Origin of the sequence: Gordonia rhizosphera NBRC 16068 (assembly GCF_000298195.1) — a bacterium.
Taxonomy (GTDB): domain Bacteria; phylum Actinomycetota; class Actinomycetes; order Mycobacteriales; family Mycobacteriaceae; genus Gordonia; species Gordonia rhizosphera.
This window is the reverse complement of record NZ_BAHC01000060.1, coordinates 23861-46987: the sequence shown is the minus strand read 5'-3', so window position 1 is coordinate 46987 and position 23127 is coordinate 23861. Positions and strand designations below refer to the sequence as shown.

Here is a 23127-nt window from a genome sequence, read left to right as displayed (position 1 = left end):
GCATCCAGTTCGGTGTCGGACCAGTCCTCTTCGTCCTGTTCATCGTCGAGATCATCGCGATCGTCATCGCCTACCGCTGGACCGTTGGGCGCGAACGCGGCTGGCTGCGCGACATGCTCGCTCCCGAGGTCGATGCCGGGGTGATCACCCCTGAGGAGTTGAACGCTCTCGCAGGATCACGCAGGCAACGCCGGAAATACATCAAGTCAAAGGACAACAACCTGACGAAAAAGCAGGCGAAGAGCGTCTTCGTCGCGACGACGGACCTCGCAGAGGCGATCGCCAAATCCGGGGCGACCGAGACCGAGGACGTCGGTTTCGCGCGGTCGGAGATCGCGAGAGTGCGAACCATATAGTCAGGGAACGAGTCGACGCACCGCCGCCACCCGATCCTGGGTGGCCTGAACGTCGACGGCCGCGCCGACGGGTGTGGCCCCGATGCCGATCAGGTGATCACCGGCCAGGTGGCGAGAATCGAGGCGATGCGCGAGCATTGTCCGACAAGACAGTAGCGATCCTGGCAGATCAGGGGGTCCGACCGTGGCCGAGCATCTCGCTAATCGGAAAGACGGGAACGCACGTCGATCCATACTTGCCGCTGTCGAGGGCGCGTCGACTCCGTGGCCGGCTTCATCGAGCCGGCCGACCGCATCGCGTTGTTCGACAACGACGGCACCACCCAAACCCAGCGGCACCCCTGGGACCTGACCTGAGCCACGAACCGCTCGAGCGGCAACAACGACTACCGGGGGATGCTCGATGACCGACAGCGACGACAAACACGACGGCGACGGTCGGGTGCGCGCACTCGCTCGGTCGGTCACGGTATTGGAAGGCATCCGGCCGTATCAGCGGTCGCGGTTGACCGGGGACGTGATCGCGGGCATCACGCTCGCGGCGCTCGCCATCCCTGAGGTCATGGGCTACACGCAGATCGCGGGCACACCTGTCATCACCGGCTTGTACACGATCCTCATCCCGGCCGTGGTGTTCGCGCTGCTCGGGTCGTCCCGGCATCTCGTCGTCGGGGGTGACTCTGCAACCGCCGCCATCCTGTTCGCCGGCATAGCCGGGCTCGGAATCTCGGGCCTGAACCCGGGTACCGACGAGTGGGTCGCGTTCGCGGGCCTGGCCGCGCTCATCACCGGCGGGTTGTTGTTGCTGGCGCGCGTCGCGCGGCTCGGCTTCCTCGCCGACTTCATCTCCCGCACGGTGCTCGTCGGATTCCTCACCGGCGTCGGCATCCAGGTCGCCCTGGGACAGTTCGCGGGGATGCTCGGCGTGGCCTCGCCGAAGGTCGACCTCGACCAGGTGAGTGGCACCGTGATCAAGTTCTACGACACACTCAAGGAGATCCCCGACGCGTCGGGTGCCACCGTCGCAGTGTCCGTGGCGGTCATCGCGATCCTCGTCGTCTTCGAACGGTGGATCCCGATGATCCCCGGTGGGCTCGTAGCCGTGGTCGGGTTGATCGCCGTCAGCTGGGGGTTCGATCTCGCATCGCACGGCGTGTCGACGCTCGGGTCGGTACCCAGTGGCCTGCCGCCCCTCGGTCTGCCGAGCGGAGTCGGCGCCGATGACGTCATTCCGCTGCTGGCCACGTGCGTCTCGATGTTCCTCGTCATCCTCGCCCAGAGCGCGGCGACCTCGCGGGCCTACGCCGTGAAGTACAAGGAGCATTTCGTCGAGAACACCGACCTCGTCGGTCTTGGTGCTGCCAACCTGACGGCGGGCCTCAGCGGCGCCTTCGTCGTCAACGGGAGCCCGACCAAGACCAAGATGGCCGAGGAGGCCAAGGCCACAAGCCAGATCGCGATGCTCGCCATGGCCGCAACCGTCGCCATCGTTCTCCTCTTCCTCACCAAGCCACTGCAGTACATGCCGAACGCGGTGCTCTCGGCGGTCGTGTTCGTCATCGGCATCAAGCTCATCGACGTCGCCGACATGCGCGCGATCTACCGGCTCCGCCGCAACGAGTTCTGGATCGCCGCCCTCACCGCCGCCGTCGTCGTCGGGGTCGGTGTGGAACAGGGCATCATCCTCGCTATCGTGCTGTCGGTGCTCCTGCACGTGAAACGCCATTACAGCCCCAACGACGCTGTCGTGTCCCGGGACGCACAAGGACATCCGGTCCTCTCGCCACCGACATCGGGCACCGTCAGCGAACCCGGTCTGGTCGTGTACCGCTTCAGCGTCGGCCTCTTCTACGCAAACGCCGCCCGGTTCGCCGAAGAGATACTCGCCCTCGTGGACACCGCTGAACCACCGAGGTGGCTGATCCTGCTCGCTGACGGCATCGACGACATCGACTACACCGGCGGCAAGACCGTCCTCGAGACCGCCGACCAACTCGCACAACGAGGCATCACCTTCGCCATCACCGACGCGACCGACCACATCCGCCACGAACTCGACCGCTTCGGTGTCACCGCCAAGATCGGCGAGGGCCGCTACTACCAATCCCTCGACGACGCCTTCACCGCATTCCACACCGCCACTTAGGCTTTCGACGTCGGCTTGTCAACGGCCCACTGATGTGGTCGGCTCGTCATGATGAGCGAACTGCCGATCGCTCGATCGCAATCGATAGGGGAACTCGTCGCGGTCGCTCCTCGCGTCGCCGGACATAGAATCCACACGGGCTACCCTGGTCGCAACCCCACTCCTGGAACCGGAACGCGATGACGAGCGGAGACCACGACGTGAACAGCGAGACTCCGTCCAAACCGCCACGGCTGCCACCACGCTGGTTCATCCGAACAGCCTGGGCGACACATCGTGGCCTTTACCGCCTCAGCAGAGGCCGACTAGGTTTGCGGCGCCCGCGCCCGGACCGTTGGGGAATGATGTCGCTGACCTGCACCGGTCGTCGCACGGGACGGCGCCGGACGGTGATACTCGCCTACTTCGAGGACGGCCCCAACATCATCACGATGGCGATGAACGGCTGGGCGGCGCCCGAACCGGCGTGGTGGCTCAACCTGCAGGCGAATCCGGAAGCCGTTGTGCAGTTGCCTGATCGCCAGGTCTCCGTCCACGCACGCTCTGCCAAAGGTGATGAGCGCGAACGCCTGTGGGGACTGTGGCGCGAGGTCGGCGATTCTGTCGACGAGTACGCGAAGCGCCGCCCGGAGGAGACGGCGGTCGTCGTGCTCGAGCCGATTCCGAGTCAAGCTCGGTAGAAGCACACCGGACAACTCCGCCCGGGGCGCGTCGGCACAGGAGAGGTCGTCGCAGGCGTACAACCGACGTTGGCCACCGCGGACAGTGGTCAACAGCAACCACAATCAGGAGTTGGAGCGCTGCGGGTTGACCTCCCTGATCCACTCGATCAGGTCGTTGCTCGACCGGGTCTGCAGCCACACACGTCCGGGACCGTGGAAGTCGGTCACGAGGCCCTCGCCACCGAGCAGCGTCGACTTCCAGCTGCCCGCCTTCCGCACCTTGTACTGCACCGCCTCGTCGAAGGCCACCACGTGGCCGGTATCAAGCGTCAGCGTCTCCCCCGCGGCGAGTTCGGTGGCCACGATCGCCCCGTAGGACGACAACAACAACCCACCCGCACCGGTGCAGCGAAGCAGAATCAACCCCTCACCGCTGAAAAACGACTTGTGCCCGCCCCACTTCGAATCGACGTCGACGCTAGGGTCCGACGCGATCCAGGATCCGGACTGCACCAGCAGCGGCATCCTCGCGTCGAGGCTGAGCGAGGTCATGTCCCCCGGCAGGGTGGCGGCGACGCCGACTTGCCCCCCGGAGCCGGAGTGGAAGTCGTTGACAAAGAAACTCTCCCCGCCAAGGCTTCGACGCAGCCCCTTGAAAAAGCCGCCCCGGGTCGAGGTTTCGATTTGTATGTCGCCGCGGGTCATCGCCATCGCCCCGGCCTCGACCCGGACCGAGCCCCCGGGCGGAACGGTGATCGTGCCCATGGCAAAGGCAGGTCCGGCACTGATGGCAACATCCATGACGTTCTCCTCGACTTCCGACTGTCTACGACGCTTCCGGGCATCCACAGTATCCACAACGGCCCCAGGAATGCCGAACGCCGCGCCCCGGGGCACACTGCCTACGGTCACCACGTCATCGAACGACTCGGTAGCGCAGGTGCGCAACACTTGGGGCCTCGAGCACCCGGACCAGTTCGAGTGCGGGCTTTCCCGCCTCGAACCCGTCGAACAGCCGCTCACCCGAACCGAGTATCACCGGACTGATCTGCAGATCGATCTCATCGACCACGCCCGCCGCGATCGCCTGCCGGGCGCACGAGGCTCCACCGGCGATCGAGATGTCGCCTCCACCCGCAACCGCCTGGGCCTGGGCATAGGCCGACTCGATCCCGCCGGTCACGAAGTGAAACGTGGTCCCGCCCTGCATCTCGATCGGGTCGTGTGGGTAGTGCGTCAAAACGAACACCGGGCAGTGGTAGGGCGGGTCGTCGCCCCACCAGCCCCGCCAGTTCGAGTCCCCCCATTCGCCTCGAATTGGGCCGAACATGTTGCGGCCCATGATCGTCGCCGCGATGCCGTCCATCATGTCGGAGGCCACCTGCCGATTGACGGGATGGTCCTTGGCGGGGCCAAGGTGCCAATGATGAAGCGCCTCGCCGCCGGCGCCGAGTGGCTGCTCCTCGCTCTGGTCGGGCCCGGCCACGTAGCCGTCGGCAGAGATCGACATCGAGAGATTGGTTCTGGACATCCGTCCTCCATCCGGTGCGGTCACACGAATTGCATCAATGCAGACTGCCGTGACCGGCAAGACTCATCGTTGACCCCACAAGTCGAGGACTACGCGGGGTTCCGCATCGACTCTTCACATCGTGTCATCCCACGCACCTCGGGGCACGCGACCAGTTTGGGCGTTCTATCGCGCGGGAACACAGTGCTACCATGTAGCACATGAGCGCTCAACGCGAGGTCAGCCAGCGGGACCTTCGCATGCGGTCGAAGGAAATCATGGATGCCGTCGAGCGCGGCGACTCATTCGCCGTCACCCGCGACGGGCATCAGATCGGCGAACTGATCCCCCTCCGGCGTCGACGTCGTTTCGTTTCACGCGCCGATTTCGCGCAAGGATCGCAATTGGCACCGTTGGTCGACATCGACACCTTCCGAGCTGACCAGGACGCCGCCTACCATCACGCGCTCTTCGACCCGTATGACCGTTGACCCGACTCGCGGCCTGCTCGACACGAACATCGTCATCCTGCGGCACGCCATCAACCCTGATGAACTCCCCGACGAAATGGCCATCAGCGCCATCACCCTGGCCGAGTTGTCAGCAGGCGTACACCTCGTCCGGGGCGACGATGCCGGTGCCATCGAGGAGCGAGCACGACGTGCCGATGTGCTGCAGCGAACTGAGAACGAGTTCGACCCCATTCCGTTCGAAACGGAATCCGCGCGAGCATTCGGGCGAATCAGCGCCGCAGTCCAGGCTCGGGGCCGGACTCCCCGACGTCGGATTGCCGACCTCATGATCGCATCGATTGCCGCCGCTGCAGAATTGCCGTTGTACACCTCAAACCCGGCAGATTTCGGAGGGTTGGAGAGGATTGTCCGGATCGTTCCAGTAACACGTCCAGCCTTGTGACAATCGCGCGCCTGCGACAGTCCGTGGATGGGACGACATGTAGAAATCGTCACTGCGAACGACAGGACTGACCCCATCGCAGTTGCACTGCCCGCGTCAGCGGTGGGTTTCAGCCTGTTGGCGACCGCGCGCAGCTTGCTGCGGTTGGCCAATGGGTAGGACAGCACGCCCACCAGGTTCCGACCCGAGCCGCGGCCGGTCGTTCACAGCAACGGCACCTACGCTGGTCCGATGTCTCTCGTTCTCGGGCCGGTACTCCGCCACGTCGACGACACTTCGGCAGTCATCTGGGTACAGACCGAACACGCCGCCGAGGTGGAGGTGCTCGGCAGCCGCGCCGGCACCTTCGAGGTGCACGGCTGTCACTACGCGCTCGTGACGGTTCGCGGGCTGGCCCCGGACTCGACGACGCCGTACCAGGTCAGCATCGACGGCTCACCGGTGTGGCCGCAGCCGGACTCACCGTTTCCGGCCAGCGTCATCCGCACCCGTGGCCCGGCAGGCACCGATCAGACCCGAGTCGTGTTCGGATCGTGCCGTTTTCCCCGATCCGACGATCCCGATCTGGATGCCAAACTGGGTGTCGACGCACTTGACTCCTACGCCGTGCGGTTGGCAACGCTGCCGCACGCCGAGTGGCCTGACGCGCTGTTCCTGCTCGGTGATCAGGTATACGCCGACGAACTCACCCCACGCGCCCGCCGCAACCTCGCCGGGCGACGACGCTCGGCCGATCACCCCGCCGACGAGGTGGTCAGCTTCGACGAGTACGAGAGCCTCTACCGACATGCGTGGGGCGACCCCGAGATCCGCTGGATCCTCTCCACGGTTCCCACCGCGATGATCTTCGACGACCACGACATCCGTGACGACTGGAACACCTCCGCCGCGTGGTGCGAAGAGATCAACCGCAAACCGTGGTGGCGCGAGCGGATCCGAGCCGGTCTCGTCTCGTACTGGGTGTACCAGCACCTCGGCAACCTGAGTCCCGCCGTGCTGGCGGACGAACCCGACTACCAGGCGGCCCTCGCCGCCGATGGCGATCGGTGGCCATACCTGGTCGATCTCGCCGACCGCGCCGACACCGAGGTCGACGGACGTAAGGGGCTGAGGTTCAGCTTCCGCTGGGACCTCGGACGTAGCCGGTTGATCATGATCGACAGCCGAAATGGTCGCGTGTTCGCCGATGGCGACCGGAAGATGCTGAGCGACAACGAGTTCGACTGGGTGGCCGGGCAACTTGAGAACGCTGCCGCCGAGGTGGACCATCTGATGCTCGGATCATCACTCCCCTGGCTGCTACCACCAGTCCTCGGCAATGCCGAGACTGTCAACGAGATCGCCGCCGGTCGCGCCGGACGGCGCGCATGGCTGGCCGAACGGATCCGGCAGGCCGCCGACCTCGAACACTGGGCAGCGTTCGGCGACTCGTTCCTGCGGCTCAGCACACTCATCCGGGAGGTGGCGACTCAACCGTCGCCCGGGCCGGCGACCGTGACCGTGCTGTCGGGCGATGTCCATCACAGCTATGCCGCACGGGCCGACTTCGGAGCCTGCACGAACTCCGTTGTGTACCAACTCGTGTGCTCGCCGGTGCACAACCACGTGCCGGCGTTCGTCAAACCCCTGTTCGTCTTCGGATGGTCCCCCCTGCTGGGGCGTCTGACGGGCCGGTGGGCACGGCATCGGGGTGCCGCGCCGTTGCCGATGTCGTGGACGAGGTCTGCCGGCCCACTATTCGGGAACACCATCGCCACTCTCGAACTGACGGGGCGCAACGCCCGAGTGCTCTTCGAACAACCCCGGGACGGCGCAGCGCTCGCGATCGTCGCGGACCTGTCGCTGACCGGACACACCACCGCAACGTCGTCGGCGGCCCGCCCAACACACTGACCAGCAAACAAAGCTGTGACAACCCACTATCCGGTCCGTTGTAGGTTCAGCTCGGGAATACAGATCTGGGCGAGGTCCTCGAGGGGCACCTCCAGCACGGCTGCCAGAGCGGCGACCGTGGTGAAGGCGGGCGTCGCCAGGCGCCCGGTCTGGATCTTGCGGTATACCGGATCGCCGATCGAGCGAAGGATGGACACGTGGTGGAGTTGAAGACACCGAAGGAGATCGAGGCGATGGGCACCACCGGCGACTTCATCGCCGAACTGCTCGACGACCTACATGCGCGCGCGTTGGTGGGCGTCAATCTGCTCGACCTCGAACACCGTGCCCGGCAACTGATCGCGGAGCGCGGTGCGGTGTCGTGCTATTGGGATTATGCACCGTCGTTCGGTCGCGGCCCGTTCCGCAACGTCATCTGTCTGTCGGTCAACGATGCGGTGCTTCATGGCCTGCCGCACGATTACGTTCTGCGCGAAGGGGATCTGCTGAGCATGGACATCGCGGTCTCCATCGACGGATGGGTGGCGGACTCGGCCCGCAGTCTCATCGTCGGCACCCCTCGACCCGAAGATCAGCGGTTGATCGAGGCCACCGAACGGGCCCTCGCCGCCGGTATCGATGCCGCACGTCCCGGCCGACACCTCGGCGACATCTCCGCCGCGATCGGCGGTGTCGCCGCCGACTACGGCTACCCGGTCAATACCGAATTCGGCGGGCACGGTCTCGGCCGAACCATGCACGAGGACCCGCACGTCCCCAATCTCGGGCGGGCCGGACAGGGCATGCGGCTGAGACCGGGCCTGACCCTCGCGCTCGAGCCCTGGCTTGCCGGAGGTACCAACCAGATCGTCTACGACCCCGACGGCTGGACCATCCGATCCGCCGACGGCTCGCGAACCGCCCACAGCGAACACACGATCGCCGTCACCGACGACGAACCCCTCATCCTGACTCAGCGCGCATGCTGACCCCGGTCACCGGGCTGAGACGGCGCCGGCGGACGGGTCACCACCCCGACGATCGGTGGTTCCCGGGCGTGAACACCTCGACGCGTACGATGACCCGTATACCCCTATAGGTATCGACAAGGGTGCGCAGTGAGGCGTGAAGCACCAGGAGAGGTGGGTGACGACGAATGATGGGGAGTTCGGACGGGACGGGATCCGGCCTGGGCTGGCTCTGGATGGTGTTTCTGATCGTCGGGATAGGCCTGCTCGTCTATGTCGCGGTCCGACTCGCCATGCGCCGCAACTCAGGATCGACGGCCGCCCCGGAACCTCCACCGACCGGCCTTTCGCCGGCACCGGACGCCGGAGAGTCGGCGCGCCGGATTCTCGAGGAACGGTATGCGCGCGGTGAGATCGACACCGAGGAGTTCAACACCCGCATGCGTATTCTGCAGGGCCGATGACCAAAGAATTCTCGCGACGGCAGGCCTTGACCCTCGGGGCGCTCGGCGTCGGCGCGGTCGCGGTCGGTACAACGGGGCTCGTCGTCGGGTCGCGCTCCTCGACGTCGTCGTCATCGAACTCATCGTCGGGCAGCTCGGGCACGACCTGGACCGAGCCACCGGTGCTCAGCTCCGAAAACGGCGTCCTCGAACTCGATCTGCGATTGGGTGCGACCGACGTGACCATCGACGGCACGACGGTGCGCATGCTGAGCTACAACGGGTCGGTGCCGGGTCCGACCCTGCACGTACGCCCGGGCGACAGTCTGCGAATCCACCTGCACAACGGGCTCGACGAACCCACCAACCTCCATACCCACGGGCTGGTCGTCTCCGCGGTGGGCAACAGCGACAACCCGTTCCTGCGGATCGCCCCCGGCGAGACGTTCGACTACGAGATCGACCTGCCCGACGACCACCCGGCCGGGGTCTGCTGGTATCACCCCCACCACCACGGCATGGTTGCCGACCAACTGTTCGCCGGGCTGTACGGGGCGATCATCGTCGACGAGGACGACTGGGCCACAGTGCCTCCGCGGGTCGTCGTGGTCTCAGATGTCACCGTCGTCGACGGGCAGGTCGCCGGCGTCTCCGGAGTGGAACGGATGCTGGGACGCACCGGCCAGACGCTGCTGACCAACGGGCAGGTCACTCCCGCGCTGCGCGCCCCGGCTGGTGGGCGTGAACGACTGCTGGTGGTCAACGCCTGCTCGAGTCGGTATCTCGACCTGGAGCTCGCCGGTCTGGATGCCCAGCTGCGCGGCCGAGATTCGGTCCGGTTGGCGCAGCCACGGTCGACGCAGCGGGTGGTGCTCACGCCCGGTAACCGGGCTGATCTCGTGATCACGGTGCCGTCATCGCCGGTCGAGCTGACCGCCGCCGCCTACGACCGCGGTCAGGCGGGGATGGGCATGATGGGTGGACAATCGGCCGTCTCCCCCGAGGCCACGGTGCTGTCGATCGTGCCCGATGCCGAGGCACCGGCCTCGGTCGTCGCCGACGCATCAACCACGCCGCGACCGGACCTGCGCGTCGCCGCGGTGGACGCCACTCGCACCCTGACGATGACCATGGGCGGCATGGGAGGTGGGGGCGGGATGCGGTTCCTGATCGACGGTCGCGCGTTCGACCCCAATCGCGTCGACCAGACGGTGCGCGTCGGCACCGTCGAGGAGTGGACGATCGTCAACCAGTCCCCGATGAATCATCCATTCCACCTGCACATCTGGCCGATGCAGGTGGTCCGCGGAGCGGATTCCGAGGTGCAGACCGTCGACGTCCGCGATGTCGTCGACGTCCCCGCCCGCCAGTCGGTCACCGTCCGCATCTCCTTCGACCGGTTCCCCGGAAACACCCTGTACCACTGCCACATCCTCGACCACGAGGACCTGGGGATGATGGGCGTGATCCAGGCCCGATAACGACGATCGCCCGCCGAAGATCGTCCGTGTCGGCGCACAATGAGACCGTGACCGCCATACGTCGTCCCGACGACGAGATCATCGCGCCGACCGACGTCGCGAACCTGGTATTCGACTCCGCGGACCGGGTGAACGCCTTTGTATTGGCCGGGCACCTGGGGCCCGGCGGGTTCGTCCGGCCCGACGGCAGCATCGATCTCGACCGGGCACGGACGGTACTCCTCCCCCGCGCCGCGGCCGTACCGCGTTTTCGACAGCGGGCCGACACGTCTGAACGCGTGTGGCGCTGGCGGGAGGCCGCCGTCGACCCCGCTCGCCACATCCGGGTGGTCGAGGCGGCCAGCCTGGAGGAGTTGTGCGCAGGTCTGTTGACCACTCGGCTCGACCACGCGTATCCGTTGTGGGAGATCGTGTTGGTTCCGCGTCTCGGCTCGGGCGGCGCCGGGATCGTCATCCGCATCCACCATGCCGTGGCGGACGGACTCGCCTCGGCCGTACTTGTTGCCGCACTTGCTGATACGGCACCCGTCGCCGCGGGTACCGGCGCGAGACACCTCGAGCATGTCGGGGCCGTCCGCGCACGAGTCGGGCAGTTCCGGCGCGTGGTCGCCGGTCCCAAGGTGCCGCCGAGTGCACTGCTCGGCCCGACCGGCGGGCCTCGTTCGGTACGGTTTGTCGACGTCGATCTCACGGCCTTCCGGGCCGGCGTCGCCGAGGCCGGCGGCACGGTCAACGACGGGGTCCTCGCCGCGGTGGCCGGTGCGGTGGTCACGACACTGAGCTCGCTCGGCGAGAACCCGCCCGACTCGGTCGCGGTGTCCGTTCCGGTGGGCCTCAAGCGGCGCCGTGGCGAGGGCAATGCGATCGGGGCCGCGCTCGTGCCACTGCCGCTCGGTATCGATGATCGTGTCGAGCGCATTCGCGCAATCCACGCCAGTGCCGGACCAGCGATCACCGATGCTCGGCATGCCGGCACGTTCCCTCCGATGCGCAGCCGATGGATGATGCGCCGTTTCGACCGCTACAGCCGGAGCCAGCGCACGATCGGCCTCGTCACGAGCAACGTCCCAGGACCGGACAGCAGGATCGTGTTCGACACAGCGCCTCTTCTCGACATGCACGGGGTTGGGACGCTCGGCGGCAACGTCCGCATCAGTATCGTCGCTGCGTCGTACGCCGGTGTGCTCGGCTTGGGCATCAATACGGCGGCCGCGATCCCCGCCGACACGCTGGCCGACGCGCTGACGAAAGAACTGACCGCGATCGCGGCGCCGGACACGCACGGCTGAGCGACCGTCGCTCGAGTGGGTTCTGCGCACACGGTGATCAGACGTCGAAGACCGACCAGCAGATGTCGTTGCGCAGGCGCTGATCATCGAGCACGAGGTCACGGATCGCGTCGGGGAGCTGGTCGCGCTGCCACTGACACTCCCGACGTCCGGCGCTGTCACCGTCGCCCGGTGGTGCCGCGGCGCGGGCGGCCTTGATGGCGTAGGCGGCCGCGCCGAGCTCGTGCGCCGCGACGTGGGCGACGGCCCCTGCCTGTCCGGCGGCGTAGGCGGCGAAACGAGGTGCCCCACGCAGATCCCGGGCCGCACCCATCGCATGACCGCCCGCCGCCCGGGCGTCCATCATCATGACCTCCCCGCGCACCCAGCCGCGGATCTGCTCAATCGCGCGACGCGGGCGCGGATCCTCCGGTTGTGCCTGTTCGAACAAGCCCAGGACATGCTCGGCGCAAACGGCCGCCCACACGGCGAGCAACCGATGGTCGGAATCGGTGAGAGTCCCTCCGCGGCGGATCGTGATGAAGCGCGGATCACGCTCCCGCGGCAAAATCATCGACGTCGCCCCTGGGTCGTATACCGGGCCTGTGGCGACCCCCGGTTCGGGTGCTCTTCCCCGGTGGTTCGCTTTATCGAACTCACTCGTTACGGCCGTGTAGTCCGAACGGGTGGTTTTGCGCCGCGCACCCCTTTTGTGCTGGTCATGGCTTGCCGGAGGTCGATGGCCACCAGAATACTCGTCACCGGTGGCACCCCCGGATCTCGTCGTCACCGTTTCACCCGCCTGGCGTCCACAGAATGCCCCGTAGGAGCGTGACCGATGTCCGTACTACCCACCCGGCCCCCCAACCTATCCGTCGGGGTCCTTCGGCGCGTTCCCCCCACCGCCCCAACCGAAGAACCGTCGCCCACTGACCATCGCGTTGGCCGCGATCGTTCTCGTCCTGGCGCTGATCGTGGCCACGGGTGTGGTGTTGGTGGTCAAGGCCCGCAACGGCGACATCAGGATTCCCGGTCTGACGCTGAACGCGGCGAACGATCCCGGCGACGACCCGTTCACCGCGCCGGTCCTGGTGACCAACGCGGATCTCCCCGACGCCAACCGCCTCCCCGCCCAGGTCGGCGCACCCGACAACGGTGCGCGGACCGTCAATGGCACCCAGGCAGGCCTGTACGCGTCCACCGGGAGCGCCACCTGCGACACCGCGGCCCTGAGCAACCGGCTGATGTCCTCCCCGGACACCGCGCGGGCGTGGGCCGGCGTGTTCGGTATCAGCCCGGCGTCGATCCCGTATTACCTGAACACGCTGACACCGGTGGTGCTGACCGCCGACACCTGGGTCACCAACCACACCTACGGCGGCGGTGGCGCGCACCCGTTCCAGTCCGTTCTGCAGGCGGGTACCTCGGTCTACGTCGACGGGGCCGGTGTGCCGCGTGCGGTGTGTAGCTGCGGCAACCCGCTGGCGCCGCCGGCCGCCGCACCGATCGGTGGGTACCGGGTCATCGGGTCACCCTGGCGCGGTTATCGCAGCACCACCGTGACCCGAGTGGCGTACGAGAATCAGCACGTGACCGTCGTCAACAACACGACGACCGTCGTGCCCGCCGCGCCCACTCCCGCCGCGGGCACACCGAACACCGCACTGCTCACGCTGGTCAACCTGTTCACCAGTCAGCTCACCGAGCAACGCATCGGCGGCGGCCTCAATCTGACCGGCGTTCCGCCGCTGACCGAACAGCTGCCGACTGCGGCCGCACTGAACACTGCATACACACCCGACAGCGAGGACGACGCCACCGCCAACGGCCTCGAACGCGCGGGCAGCACGCAAGCGGCCGCCGAGGTCGACGAACGTGCGGTCGCGAACAACGGTGTGCCCGAGGGTGCACCGGAGTCCTCGGCGGTCCGGTCAGCGGCGGCCGAGTCAGCAGCGGCCGAGTCGCCGTCCACGCCCGGCGACGTGCCGTCCTCGGTCATGGCCGCGCCGCCGTCGACGCCGGCCGCGGAATCCACCTCGGCCGTACCGGGCACCACGACGACAGAGACTTCGGAGAGTTCCGAGACGTCACAGCCACCGTCGCCGACCTCGTTCAGCGGTGTCGGTGATCGCATCGGCAGCTTCGGTTTCGATCGCGACGGCAGTTCGGTGTCGTGCACCGTGCCCGCCACGCCCGACGCCTCGCTCCTGCAGCTGAGCTGCAGCGACAGCGTCTCGCGGTCGGTGTCCGCCGGGTCGCTGACCCGCAGCGCGGTCACGTCGGCAACCGACGCGCACGGTGTCTGGGTGCTGTCGCTCACCGAAGCCGGCGGGTCGAAGACGGTGGCGGTCAGCAGCGCGATGTGGGAGACCATCCCGACGTCCACGGTTCCGACGACCACTGTGCCGACGACCACCGAGATCCCGACCACCACGGAGGTCCCGACCACCGAGGCTCCGACGACCACAACCGAGGAACCCACCACGACGACCGAGATCCCGACGACCACCGAGGAACTCGTCCCGCCGGCACCGGCACAGCCCGAGGCCGGCCTCGAGTTGCCGTCGACGACAACGACGACGACACCGACGAGCTGAACCGGTCGCCGCGACCATTCGCCTTCGCCTCTGGTGGGGCGGATGGTCGCTGCGGCGTCCGTCGCGTCACCGACGAGTATCAGGCCCCTGGGCACTCGGCTGCGGAAGCAACCGCGGGACGAGACGCACATACACAACCATCCCGATGACCTCCACCAGGGTTTGGGTCACCACGACCGCGGCTGCGAGTTCGAGCCCGGCCGGCAGCGCCAGGGCCAACGGCAACACCACCAGCGAGTTGCGTGTCGCCCCGGAGAAGACCACCGCGCGACGAGCGGGAGTCGCGAGTCCGAACATACGCCCGACCCCGATGCCGGCGACCGGCATGATCGCCAGGAAGAGCACATAGAACGGCACCACGGCTGCCACCTCGGACAGGCTGTCGTCGACCTTGGGGAACTGGGAGGCCACCACGAGCGTCAGGACCAGCATCATCAGCGGCACCATCGTGGTGGACGCGCGCAGGGAGAATCGTTGCCCGGCCGGATGTCTCGCCGACCACCACTGGGTCAGCCATGCGAGAGTGAGCGGGATGACGATCAGCACGACAAATGCCTCGACGAACGGGCCCACCTCGACGATGTCGGCCAGCTCCGAACCCAGAATCAATACCAGGAACAGCGCGGCAGCACTGCCATCTGGAGCAACAGCAGCGCAGGGGTGGCCGCCAGCAGACGATGGTTGTCGCCACCGGCCAATCCGGAGAAGACGATCACGTAGTCGACACACGGGCACAACAACACCAAGAGCACCCCGATGCGGACCGCCTGATCGGACGGCAGGAACCCGAACATGGCCGCCACCACGACCGGCACCACCACGAAATTGACGGTCAGCACCGCCGCCATGAACCGGACGTCGCGCACCGCCGCCACCAGGGTGCGCGCCGGAACCTGCAGGAACGTGACGTACAACAAGGCCGCCAGCGCTGGGTTGATGGCATGCTCGAGAACCGTTGCACCACCGGGGATCCCCAGCCCGATCACGGCGCCGGCACCGATGGCTGCCACGTAGAGCACGACCTGATGACGCTCCAGCACCGCCGCCACCGACGACACCCGATCCCCCGGCCCCGACTGCATCGGGTCAGTCACTCTGATGCGCAGTGCCCGTGCGAGTCACCGTCGCAGCACCGACCCGCATCGTCTGTGGTCGTGACAGCCGACGGCGCACAACAGGCGTCGCCCTTCCATGCGTTGACGCCCTCGCGCACTGCGACGGCCGCAATCACCAGCGCCGCAATGGGATCGGCCCACGACCAGTCCAGCCAGCTGTTGAGGACCAAGCCCACCAGCAGTACCGCCGACAGGTACGTGCACAGCAGTGTCTGTTTGGAATCCGCGACCGCGGACAGCGAACCGAGTTCTCGACCGGCACGACGCTCGGTCCACGACAGCACCGGCATCACGATCAGGCTGACAGCGGCCAACGTGATTCCGATCGTCGAATGCCGCGCCTGCTCCCCCAGCCCCATCAGCGATCGGATCGCCTCCACGCTCACATACAGCGCCAGCGCGAAGAAGGAGAACGCGATGAAACGCAGCGCCGCCTTCTCCCGGCGTTCCGGATCGGCACCGGCGAATTGCCAGGCAACCGCGGCCGCCGAGGACACCTCGATCACTGAATCAAGCCCGAATCCGATCAGCGCTCCCGACGACACGCGCGCGCCCTCACCGATCGCGATCGCAGCCTCGACGACGTTGTAGCCGATCGTTGCCGCTACCAGCCACCGGATACGTCGCTGCAGGATCTGCCGGCGCTCGACCGACGTCGGCCCACGGCCGATCGGTCCGGTGTCTCGATGACCGGCGAGCATATCCATAGCGCTGACAGTACGGCGACTGATCGGTTCAGGGGAACCGCGCCCATGCCATGCCCCTCTACACGGGCACGTGCGCCGCGTCAGTAGTTTCTCGCCACGACCGGGCTCGTCGCATACCGGTCCCCGCCCTGCGCGTAGTTGAGGTGCACCTGGGCGTAGATCTCGTCGGTGTCGTCGAACGGATTGTGGTCCTCGTCCATGTACTCCCGCGGAACGAGCATGATCTTCAGGTAGTGCAGTCCCTCGTCGGTGGCGAGGAGGTGACCGCCCGGCATGGTCCCGGTGCCGGTGACGTAGCGCTCGAACACCACCGCGTCGTTGGCACCCGGGTCGTCGGCGCGCAGGGTGTACGTCACTCCCCCGGCGCGTTGGTCGTTCATGTACTTGATGACGGTGTCCGCGTCGATCCGGCTCATCGGGAAGACGCCTTCGATGGTGACCCTGATGTTGGAGGTGTCGGGTGCATAGACCATCAGGCGGGCGCCCGTCGCCGGCGGGGCGGCCACCGCCGACCCGACGGACGTGGCGGTCGCCAATCCGGCGGCGATGGCGACGGCGGCGATCGTCGCGCCGGCTCGTCGGATGCGGGATGTGTGACTCATGATCTGCTCCTGGCGTGGAATTGATGATGCGAACCCGAGCTGTTCCGGGGACGTGTCATCAGCATCCGGTCGGTGGGCACCTTCCCGAATCGGGAAAACCTCCCCACGTTGCGGCACCATCGCCACGCGCCACGTATGGGGAGTCGTCGTCGGATCAGCCGATCAGACCGAACTCGCGTCCGCGACGCACCGCCTCACGACGGTTCGGCACCTCGAGTCGGGTCAGGATCGCCGACACGTGATGGTCGACCGTCTTCGCCGAGAGGTAGAGGCGTTCGGCGAGTTCCGCGTTCGTGAGGCCCTCGCCCATCAGCGCGAGAACCTCGATCTGGCGTCGGGTCAGTCCAGCGGCGTTGGCCATCGTCGAAGGTCGCCGTCGCGCCGGGACCGCAGACATCCCGGCCACCCGCAGGTCGCGACGGATCTTTGCGGCTGTCGCGTGCGCGCCCAGCCGATCGAGGGTCTCCAGTCCCCTGCCGACATCTGCTGGGTCAGCGGTCTCGGTACATGCCACCGCCGCGTCGAAGGTCAGACCCAGTTCGGCAAGCTGCTGTGCGGCCGCACCGACATCACCCGCGAGCCACGCCGCGCACGGCGCCGCAATGCCCACGGTCGCCACATCGATACCAATCCGCTTCAGCCAGACGGCCAGGTCTCCTCTCGCCCACTGCAATCCGTCTCCGTCGTCGTCGGCGAGCCGCGCGAACTCGGCGATCCGGTCATCCGGAGACCCGGTCAGCCACATCTGCTCCACGAGTGCGGCCGCCGCCGGAACCAATCGCAACGATTCCCCGTACCGGACGGCCAACGCCCAGGCACTATCCAGATCGTCACGGCCGCCACTGTTCGATCGCAGCTCGACGAGTCCGCGGATCAGGAGCGGCGATGGTCGCGCCAGCGGAGCCGACGGACCGTCGAGCACCGTCGTGGAATCGTCCAGAGCCTCCTCCCAACGGCCGCTCAGGAATTCGAGTCGCCCGCGCGTGGCGACCTGCCAGACCCGGCAGACCGGGAGATCGCTGTCGACGGTCATGTCGATACTGGTGGACAGCAGGTCGGCTGCCGCCGCCAATCGTCGGTGCTCGACATCGAAATAGGCCAGGTTGCTGTAGCCGCTCGAATGGACCTCGTCGAGGTGTTCGGGGGCACGCGCCAGCACGTCCAGGATGTGCCGACGCCCGGCGGAGTCACCGGAGGCGACGTCGCAGAGTCCGTCGACGATGGCGATGCGTGCCCGCAGTGTCGGGTCGTCGACGATCTCCGACACCCGCCGGGCCTGCCCGACGTATTGCCGAGCCTCCTGGACCGATGCCGACTGCACTGCCAGGAACGCACGCATCGCGTAGGCGTGGCCGAGTGGCGGCCCGATGCGGTCGACCGCGTCATACACGCTGATCGCCTGGGCGACATGCCGATCCGCGGCAGCACGGTCGGCGTTGTACCACTCGTAGATGGCCAGCGCGTTGTGGTCGGCGCTCACGCCGTCCACATCGTCGGCGCGCCGGCGTAGCTCGAGTGCCGATTCGCACGCGTCGATCGCCTCGTCCAGGCGATCGATCAAATAGAACTCCGCCGCGAGCGACTCCAGCAGCTCGGTGTCGTCGGCGTCGTTTCCGCGGCCGGCGGCCAGCGCCGTCCGGAAGAACTCGGCGCTCTGCTGATGCGCACCCGAACGTGCTGCGACGCGACCGGCCGCGGCCGCGGCCGCACGGACCCGAGCGCGGTCCCCGGCACCCTGCGCGTGGTGGACGATCGTGGCATGGTCGCCGTCGCCGACGGCGTCGTAGGCGGCGATCATCCGGCGGTGGAGCGACGTCTCGGCCCCGGGCGGGATCACATCCGCGACGGCGAGCCGGCACAGGTCATGCCAGAACGCGACACCCCGCGCCGTACGGCGCACCAGATGCGCCCCGCCCAGCCGCCCCAGGGCGTCTGCCGAGGCACCCAGCTCGGCCATCACCGGACCCGGCACCGATCCGGGCGAACACGCCAGCAGGTTCAGCACGTCCCAGCACGCGGCGTCCAGCCCGACGGTGCGGGCCAGGATCGCATCGCGCACGGTCGCCGGCAGGTCGTCGCCATCGTGGTCGAGCAGTTCGGTCACAAAGAAGGCGTTACCGCCGCTGAGGTTGTGCAGGGCCACCGGATCCAGGGGCCGGTCACCGACGAGCCGGGCCACCGCGTCGACCGAGAGTGGCTGCACGGCAATCGATGTGGCCGACGAGGATCGTGCGACGTCACCCAGGAGAATCCGCACCGGGTCCGCGGGACCGGGTGATTCGTCGCGCCGGGCGATGATCACCACCAGGGTCGTGCTGTCGCGGATACGCCGCATCAGGTGCCGGAGGAAGTCGGTGGTCCCCTGATCGGCCCAGTGTGCATCGTCGATGACGAGCAGTGTTGGCGTGGACGCGAGATCGGCGCTCACCGCGTCGAAGATGTCATAGGAGTGTTCGGCGCGGTACAGCGTGCTGCGAGTCTCCGGAGACAGAGCATCGACGACGTCGAACAGCGGGCCCAGCGGGCGCGGCGTGACCAGCGGATCGCAGGCCCCCCACAGCACCCGGAACCCGCCGGAGGACTGGCGCACGAACTCTTCGACGACGACCGTCTTCCCCGCTCCTGCCTCACCGGTCACCATCACGACGCAACCTTCACCCGCACGCGCCCGGTCGGCGTGTGCCACGAGCGCCGCCAGCTCTTCGTCGCGCTCGATCAGAGCCACACCAGACGATAGGCACCAACTCGAGCGGCACACAAGGGCAGCGAAGATGGGTGGCTTCTCCCGATGTCGGTGGTGTGCGCGACGAGCGACGCTGGTCAGGCACACCCACTCCCCGAGAAAAGGAGAATCCGTCATGAAAACCTTCGTCATCGAACGTGACTTCCCCGGCGCCAAGGAACTCGACGCGACCGCGCTCGCCGAGATCGCACGCGTCTCCAACGCAACCGCGGAATCTCTCGGTGTCCCGTACAACTGGGTCACCAGCTATGCCGCGGGCGACAAGGTCTACTGCGTCCACCAGACCGCGGACGAGGCGACCGTGCGCGAGCATTCCCGGCGAGCCGGTTTCCCGTGCACGACGGTCACCGAGGTCGCATCCGAGTTCGGCCCGCAGACCGCGGGCGACTGATCGCGTCGGCGAACCCACACTCCGGGGTGGCCCAGCCAGTCACCCCGGAGTGTGGTTCGCGTTGGCCGATTCCGCGTCACAACGGACGAACCCCCCCTCGTGGACCTAGTGTGACTTCATGGGGTCTGACTTCATGGACATCAGAACAGGTTCGGCGCCGGTTGCGGACACCGAGATCGACGTCAAGCCTCGCAGCCGCGATGTCACCGACGGACTGGAGAAGACCGCGGCCCGCGGCATGCTCCGCGCGGTCGGCATGGGCGACGACGACTGGGACAAGCCCCAGATCGGCGTCGGGTCGTCGTGGAACGAGATCACGCCCTGCAACCTGTCTCTGGACCGCCTGGCCAAGGCGGTCAAGGACGGCGTCTTCGAGGCCGGCGGCTACCCGCTCGAGTTCGGCACGATCTCGGTCTCCGACGGCATCTCGATGGGACACGAGGGCATGCATTTCTCGCTGGTGTCGCGTGAGGTGATCGCCGACAGCGTCGAGACGGTGATGAGCGCCGAACGGCTCGACGGCTCGGTCCTGCTGGCCGGCTGTGACAAGTCGCTGCCGGGCATGCTCATGGCTGCGGCGCGGCTCGATCTCGCCAATGTCTTCCTCTATGCGGGCTCGACGATGCCCGGCTACGCCACCCTGTCGGACGGATCCGAACACCAGGTGACGATCATCGACGCCTTCGAGGCGGTCGGCGCCTGCGCGCGCGGCCTGATGAGCCGCGCGGATGTGGACACGATCGAACGCGCGATCTGCCCGGGCGAGGGCGCGTGCGGTGGCATGTACACCGCCAACACCATGGCCAGTGCCGCGGAGGCGCTCGGCATGTCCCTGCCCGGCAGCGCCGCACCCCCCGCCGCGGACCGGCGCCGCGACCGATACGCCCGCCAGAGCGGTGCCGCGGTCGTCGGACTGCTGCGACACGGGATCACCGCCCGCGACATCTTGACGAAGGCGGCGTTCGAAAATGCCATCGCGGTGGTGATGGCATTCGGCGGATCGACCAACGCCGTCCTGCACCTGCTCGCGATCGCCCACGAGGCCGATGTCGATCTCTCCCTCGACGACTTCTCCCGCATCGGCGCCCGCGTTCCCCATCTCGCCGATGTCAAACCCTTCGGCAAACATGTGATGACCGATGTCGATCGCATCGGCGGGGTACCCGTGATCATGAAGGCCCTCCTCGACGCCGGACTCCTACACGGCGACTGCCTGACCGTGACCGGAAAGACGGTGGCGGAGAACCTCTCCGAAATCGCCCCACCCGACCCCGACGGTCGCGTGCTGCGTGCGACGACCGCACCCATCCACCCGACCGGAGGGATCACGATCCTCAAGGGTTCACTCGCCCCGGAAGGGGCCGTGGTGAAGTCCGCGGGGTTCGACTCCGACGTCTTCGAGGGCGTCGCACGGGTTTTCGATCGCGAGCGCGCCGCCATGGATGCCCTCGAGGACGGCACGATCACGGCCGGCGACGTCGTCGTGATCCGTTATGAGGGTCCGAAGGGTGGCCCCGGTATGCGCGAGATGCTGGCCATCACCGGGGCGATCAAGGGCGCCGGGCTCGGCAAGGACGTCCTGCTGATGACCGATGGGCGCTTCTCCGGCGGCACCACCGGCCTCTGCGTCGGGCACGTGGCGCCCGAGGCCGTCGACGGCGGCCCGATCGCATTTGTTCGCGACGGAGACCGGATCCGCCTCGACGTCGGTTCAGGCACACTCGACCTACTGGTCGACGAGTCCGAATTGCGCACGCGTGCAGAGGGTTTCAGTCCGCTTCCGCCCCGATACACGCGCGGGGTGCTCGCCAAGTACACGAAGCTGGTGACCTCGGCGTCACGGGGAGCGGTCTGCGGGTAGGTCACCGACCATCCGGGTCGACCGACGTCACGATCCTCCTCACCTCAGTTTGGCACCGTAGACGTGCTCGATGCGTAGCGCCATCAGGACCCGACGATCGGCAACCATGACCTGTCGGTACTCGTCCCAGTCGGGATGTTCGCCTGCCGCTCGTCGGTAGTACTCGACGAGGGCGTCGACCTCGGGGCCGTTCGGATCAGCCCCGGGCCCGGTGAGCGTCACCGCACCCTCCGCGGTCGCCCAGGTGTAATGGTCGGGTCCGGTGTATTCGATCACGGCCCGTGGGTCTCGCCGTAGATTCGCGGTCTTCGCCCGACCCTCGGCAATCGAGACGTAAATGGTGTCACCGTCGCGGTCGTAGACCGAGGTCACCGGTGACAGCTGCGGAAGCCCGTTCGCCTTGATGGTGGCGAGGATGGCGATCTTCGTGTCAGCGATCAGGGAACGTGGGTCGAACTCGGTATCGGTCATGTTTATGCCAACCCCGCGGCTACCGACCACATTCCACCTGCCGGAGCACCTCGTCCGATCGCGGAGCACATCACCACGGCGGCAGGTTCCCGGCGATGTGACGGATCCGTTGCCAAACCTCGCGACTTTCACAGCAGGGTTCCGTTCACATCAGGCCGAGAGGACACTTGAGAGAGTGAGGTTGAATACCGTTCCCGCGCAAGACAGTAGATCAATGATGATTCTTTAGGAGAACGAAATGAAGTACGTAATCTCGTGGACGACTCGTGCCAACGGCTCGGAAGAAGACAATGACGCGTCGTTCCGGCGCGCCCTCGCCCTGTTCTCGAAGTGGCAGCCACCGGAAAGCGAGACGTTCCATCAGTTCGTGGGTCGACTCGACGGCAACGGAGGGTTCGCCGTCGTCGAGACCGACAATCCGACGGACGTGCTGGAGGGGGCCGAAAAGTTCGGCACCACCAACGAATTCCAGGTGTATCCCGTCATCGACATCAACAACTGGGTGCAAGTGGCACAGGAGGGAGTCGACTTCCGAGAATCGATCAGCTGAATCGCACCGAACTGCGCATGATCGTGCCTGGGACCGGGCACGATCGACAGGATCTCACCCAGCCGACGACGTCGGGATGGTGAACGATGGTGACGTGACACCTTCCATCCAGCCGAAGACGGTGATCAACATCGTGCGAGCGGACACCGACGCCCTCATCGGCGCCACCACCGTCTCGCGCCGCATCCATGAGGTCGCCCCCGAACGCGGGGTCACGCTCGAGGTGTTTGTCTTCGCCTCGGCGCAGCGTGCTCTCACCGACGAACGACGCGCCGAGTTCAACGCCGCCATTGATGACCTCATCGCGTCGGGCGTGCCGGTCAGCGCCTGCCTCAACTTCGCACTGAAACTCGGTGCGACCGATCCTCTCGCCCATCGCGGCATCCAGCTCGAAGCCGCCCGCGAGGCGTATCTGCGCTACACCCTCGAAGGTGCAACAGTCATCACCATCTGAGCGGCCACCACCTCG

Annotated in this window: 25 protein-coding genes and 1 pseudogene; 15 read left to right on the top strand and 11 right to left on the bottom strand. The window is 67.0% G+C overall.

Going from position 1 to position 23127, the window contains the following annotated elements; genetic code table 11:
* A pseudogene (locus GORHZ_RS06705) lies at nucleotides 1-356 on the top strand (PrsW family intramembrane metalloprotease); the annotation flags it as partial.
* On the opposite strand, the gene GORHZ_RS30760 reads toward GORHZ_RS06705, so the two are convergent.
* A complete protein-coding gene (locus GORHZ_RS30760) occupies nucleotides 357-494 on the bottom strand; it encodes a hypothetical protein (protein ID WP_157205093.1) in 138 nt (45 codons plus the stop codon).
* A 265-nt stretch (nucleotides 495-759) separates the two neighbouring features.
* Here GORHZ_RS30760 and GORHZ_RS06700 point away from each other — a divergent pair, with 265 nt between their 5' ends.
* The gene (locus tag GORHZ_RS06700; protein WP_006331445.1) at nucleotides 760-2502 is read left to right on the top strand and encodes a SulP family inorganic anion transporter; all 1743 of its coding nucleotides are present in this window, start codon (nucleotides 760-762) and stop codon (nucleotides 2500-2502) included.
* A 179-nt stretch (nucleotides 2503-2681) separates the two neighbouring features.
* On the top strand, nucleotides 2682-3182 hold the full coding sequence (locus GORHZ_RS06695; RefSeq protein ID WP_083877208.1) for a nitroreductase/quinone reductase family protein: 501 nt from the start codon (nucleotides 2682-2684) through the stop codon (nucleotides 3180-3182).
* A 105-nt stretch (nucleotides 3183-3287) separates the two neighbouring features.
* Here GORHZ_RS06695 and GORHZ_RS06690 read toward each other — a convergent pair whose 3' ends face one another.
* Together GORHZ_RS06690 and GORHZ_RS06685 are read right to left on the bottom strand one after the other, a co-directional pair.
* A complete protein-coding gene (locus GORHZ_RS06690) occupies nucleotides 3288-3965 on the bottom strand; it encodes a TIGR00266 family protein (RefSeq protein ID WP_006331443.1) in 678 nt (225 codons plus the stop codon).
* Between the two features lie 115 nt (nucleotides 3966-4080).
* Nucleotides 4081-4695: a dihydrofolate reductase family protein gene (locus GORHZ_RS06685; RefSeq protein ID WP_006331442.1), complete on the bottom strand. Its 615-nt coding sequence runs from the start codon at nucleotides 4693-4695 to the stop codon at nucleotides 4081-4083.
* Nucleotides 4696-4895: 200 nt separating this feature from the next.
* On the opposite strand from GORHZ_RS06685, the gene GORHZ_RS06680 reads away from it, so the two are divergent.
* The 3 genes from GORHZ_RS06680 (at nucleotide 4896) to GORHZ_RS06670 (ending at nucleotide 7482) form a co-directional block, all read left to right on the top strand.
* Complete coding sequence (locus GORHZ_RS06680) at nucleotides 4896-5165, top strand: type II toxin-antitoxin system Phd/YefM family antitoxin (protein ID WP_006331441.1); 270 nt, start codon at nucleotides 4896-4898, stop codon at nucleotides 5163-5165.
* The gene (locus GORHZ_RS06675; RefSeq protein ID WP_006331440.1) at nucleotides 5155-5589 is read left to right on the top strand and encodes a type II toxin-antitoxin system VapC family toxin; all 435 of its coding nucleotides are present in this window, start codon (nucleotides 5155-5157) and stop codon (nucleotides 5587-5589) included. Before GORHZ_RS06680 ends, GORHZ_RS06675 begins: the two co-directional genes overlap by 11 nt.
* A gap of 231 nt (nucleotides 5590-5820) precedes the next feature.
* Nucleotides 5821-7482, top strand: coding sequence for an alkaline phosphatase D family protein (locus tag GORHZ_RS06670; RefSeq protein WP_006331439.1), 1662 nt, complete (start codon nucleotides 5821-5823; stop codon nucleotides 7480-7482).
* A gap of 26 nt (nucleotides 7483-7508) precedes the next feature.
* On the opposite strand, the gene GORHZ_RS06665 is transcribed toward GORHZ_RS06670, so the two are convergent.
* Complete coding sequence (locus tag GORHZ_RS06665; RefSeq protein ID WP_006331438.1) at nucleotides 7509-7679, bottom strand: hypothetical protein; 171 nt, start codon at nucleotides 7677-7679, stop codon at nucleotides 7509-7511.
* On the opposite strand from GORHZ_RS06665, the gene map reads away from it, so the two are divergent.
* The 4 genes from map (at nucleotide 7680) to GORHZ_RS06645 (ending at nucleotide 11642) form a co-directional block, all read left to right on the top strand.
* Nucleotides 7680-8450, top strand: coding sequence for a type I methionyl aminopeptidase (gene map / locus GORHZ_RS06660; RefSeq protein WP_006331437.1), 771 nt, complete (start codon nucleotides 7680-7682; stop codon nucleotides 8448-8450).
* 167 nt (nucleotides 8451-8617) lie between these two features.
* On the top strand, nucleotides 8618-8893 hold the full coding sequence (locus GORHZ_RS06655; RefSeq protein ID WP_006331436.1) for an SHOCT domain-containing protein: 276 nt from the start codon (nucleotides 8618-8620) through the stop codon (nucleotides 8891-8893).
* On the top strand, nucleotides 8890-10353 hold the full coding sequence (locus GORHZ_RS06650) for a multicopper oxidase family protein (protein WP_040530466.1): 1464 nt from the start codon (nucleotides 8890-8892) through the stop codon (nucleotides 10351-10353). The genes GORHZ_RS06655 and GORHZ_RS06650 overlap by 4 nt, the downstream gene beginning before the upstream one ends.
* A gap of 47 nt (nucleotides 10354-10400) precedes the next feature.
* A complete protein-coding gene (locus GORHZ_RS06645) occupies nucleotides 10401-11642 on the top strand; it encodes a wax ester/triacylglycerol synthase domain-containing protein (protein ID WP_169330661.1) in 1242 nt (413 codons plus the stop codon).
* A 37-nt stretch (nucleotides 11643-11679) separates the two neighbouring features.
* Here GORHZ_RS06645 and GORHZ_RS06640 read toward each other — a convergent pair whose 3' ends face one another.
* Nucleotides 11680-12195, bottom strand: coding sequence for a putative immunity protein (locus GORHZ_RS06640; RefSeq protein ID WP_006331433.1), 516 nt, complete (start codon nucleotides 12193-12195; stop codon nucleotides 11680-11682).
* A gap of 367 nt (nucleotides 12196-12562) precedes the next feature.
* On the opposite strand from GORHZ_RS06640, the gene GORHZ_RS06635 reads away from it, so the two are divergent.
* Entirely contained in the window at nucleotides 12563-14218 is a 1656-nt protein-coding gene (locus GORHZ_RS06635) for a DUF6777 domain-containing protein (protein ID WP_006331432.1), read from the top strand.
* A gap of 66 nt (nucleotides 14219-14284) precedes the next feature.
* Here GORHZ_RS06635 and GORHZ_RS32190 read toward each other — a convergent pair whose 3' ends face one another.
* From GORHZ_RS32190 to GORHZ_RS06615, 5 genes are all read right to left on the bottom strand, one after another.
* Entirely contained in the window at nucleotides 14285-14827 is a 543-nt protein-coding gene (locus GORHZ_RS32190; protein WP_006331431.1) for a hypothetical protein, read from the bottom strand.
* Nucleotides 14824-15300 carry a bile acid:sodium symporter gene (locus GORHZ_RS32185; RefSeq protein ID WP_006331430.1) on the bottom strand — a complete coding sequence of 159 codons (477 nt, stop codon included), beginning with the start codon at nucleotides 15298-15300 and terminating at the stop codon, nucleotides 14824-14826. Before GORHZ_RS32185 ends, GORHZ_RS32190 begins: the two co-directional genes overlap by 4 nt.
* Before the next feature lie 8 nt (nucleotides 15301-15308).
* Nucleotides 15309-16034: a cation efflux transmembrane domain-containing protein gene (locus GORHZ_RS06625; RefSeq protein ID WP_051998778.1), complete on the bottom strand. Its 726-nt coding sequence runs from the start codon at nucleotides 16032-16034 to the stop codon at nucleotides 15309-15311.
* An 86-nt stretch (nucleotides 16035-16120) separates the two neighbouring features.
* Entirely contained in the window at nucleotides 16121-16642 is a 522-nt protein-coding gene (locus tag GORHZ_RS06620; protein ID WP_006331428.1) for a hypothetical protein, read from the bottom strand.
* Between the two features lie 154 nt (nucleotides 16643-16796).
* The gene (locus GORHZ_RS06615; protein WP_006331427.1) at nucleotides 16797-19367 is read right to left on the bottom strand and encodes an ATP-binding protein; all 2571 of its coding nucleotides are present in this window, start codon (nucleotides 19365-19367) and stop codon (nucleotides 16797-16799) included.
* Nucleotides 19368-19500: 133 nt separating this feature from the next.
* On the opposite strand from GORHZ_RS06615, the gene GORHZ_RS06610 reads away from it, so the two are divergent.
* Nucleotides 19501-19776, top strand: coding sequence for a DUF4242 domain-containing protein (locus GORHZ_RS06610; RefSeq protein WP_006331426.1), 276 nt, complete (start codon nucleotides 19501-19503; stop codon nucleotides 19774-19776).
* Between the two features lie 118 nt (nucleotides 19777-19894).
* Complete coding sequence (ilvD, locus tag GORHZ_RS06605) at nucleotides 19895-21637, top strand: dihydroxy-acid dehydratase (protein ID WP_006331425.1); 1743 nt, start codon at nucleotides 19895-19897, stop codon at nucleotides 21635-21637.
* 39 nt (nucleotides 21638-21676) lie between these two features.
* Here ilvD and GORHZ_RS06600 read toward each other — a convergent pair whose 3' ends face one another.
* Nucleotides 21677-22108: a PPOX class F420-dependent oxidoreductase gene (locus GORHZ_RS06600; protein WP_006331424.1), complete on the bottom strand. Its 432-nt coding sequence runs from the start codon at nucleotides 22106-22108 to the stop codon at nucleotides 21677-21679.
* 238 nt (nucleotides 22109-22346) lie between these two features.
* Between GORHZ_RS06600 and GORHZ_RS06595 the strand changes: the two genes are divergently transcribed.
* Nucleotides 22347-22658: a DUF3303 domain-containing protein gene (locus tag GORHZ_RS06595; protein ID WP_006331423.1), complete on the top strand. Its 312-nt coding sequence runs from the start codon at nucleotides 22347-22349 to the stop codon at nucleotides 22656-22658.
* Between the two features lie 94 nt (nucleotides 22659-22752).
* A complete protein-coding gene (locus GORHZ_RS06590) occupies nucleotides 22753-23112 on the top strand; it encodes a hypothetical protein (protein ID WP_157205092.1) in 360 nt (119 codons plus the stop codon).
* Nucleotides 23113-23127 lie beyond the last annotated feature (15 nt).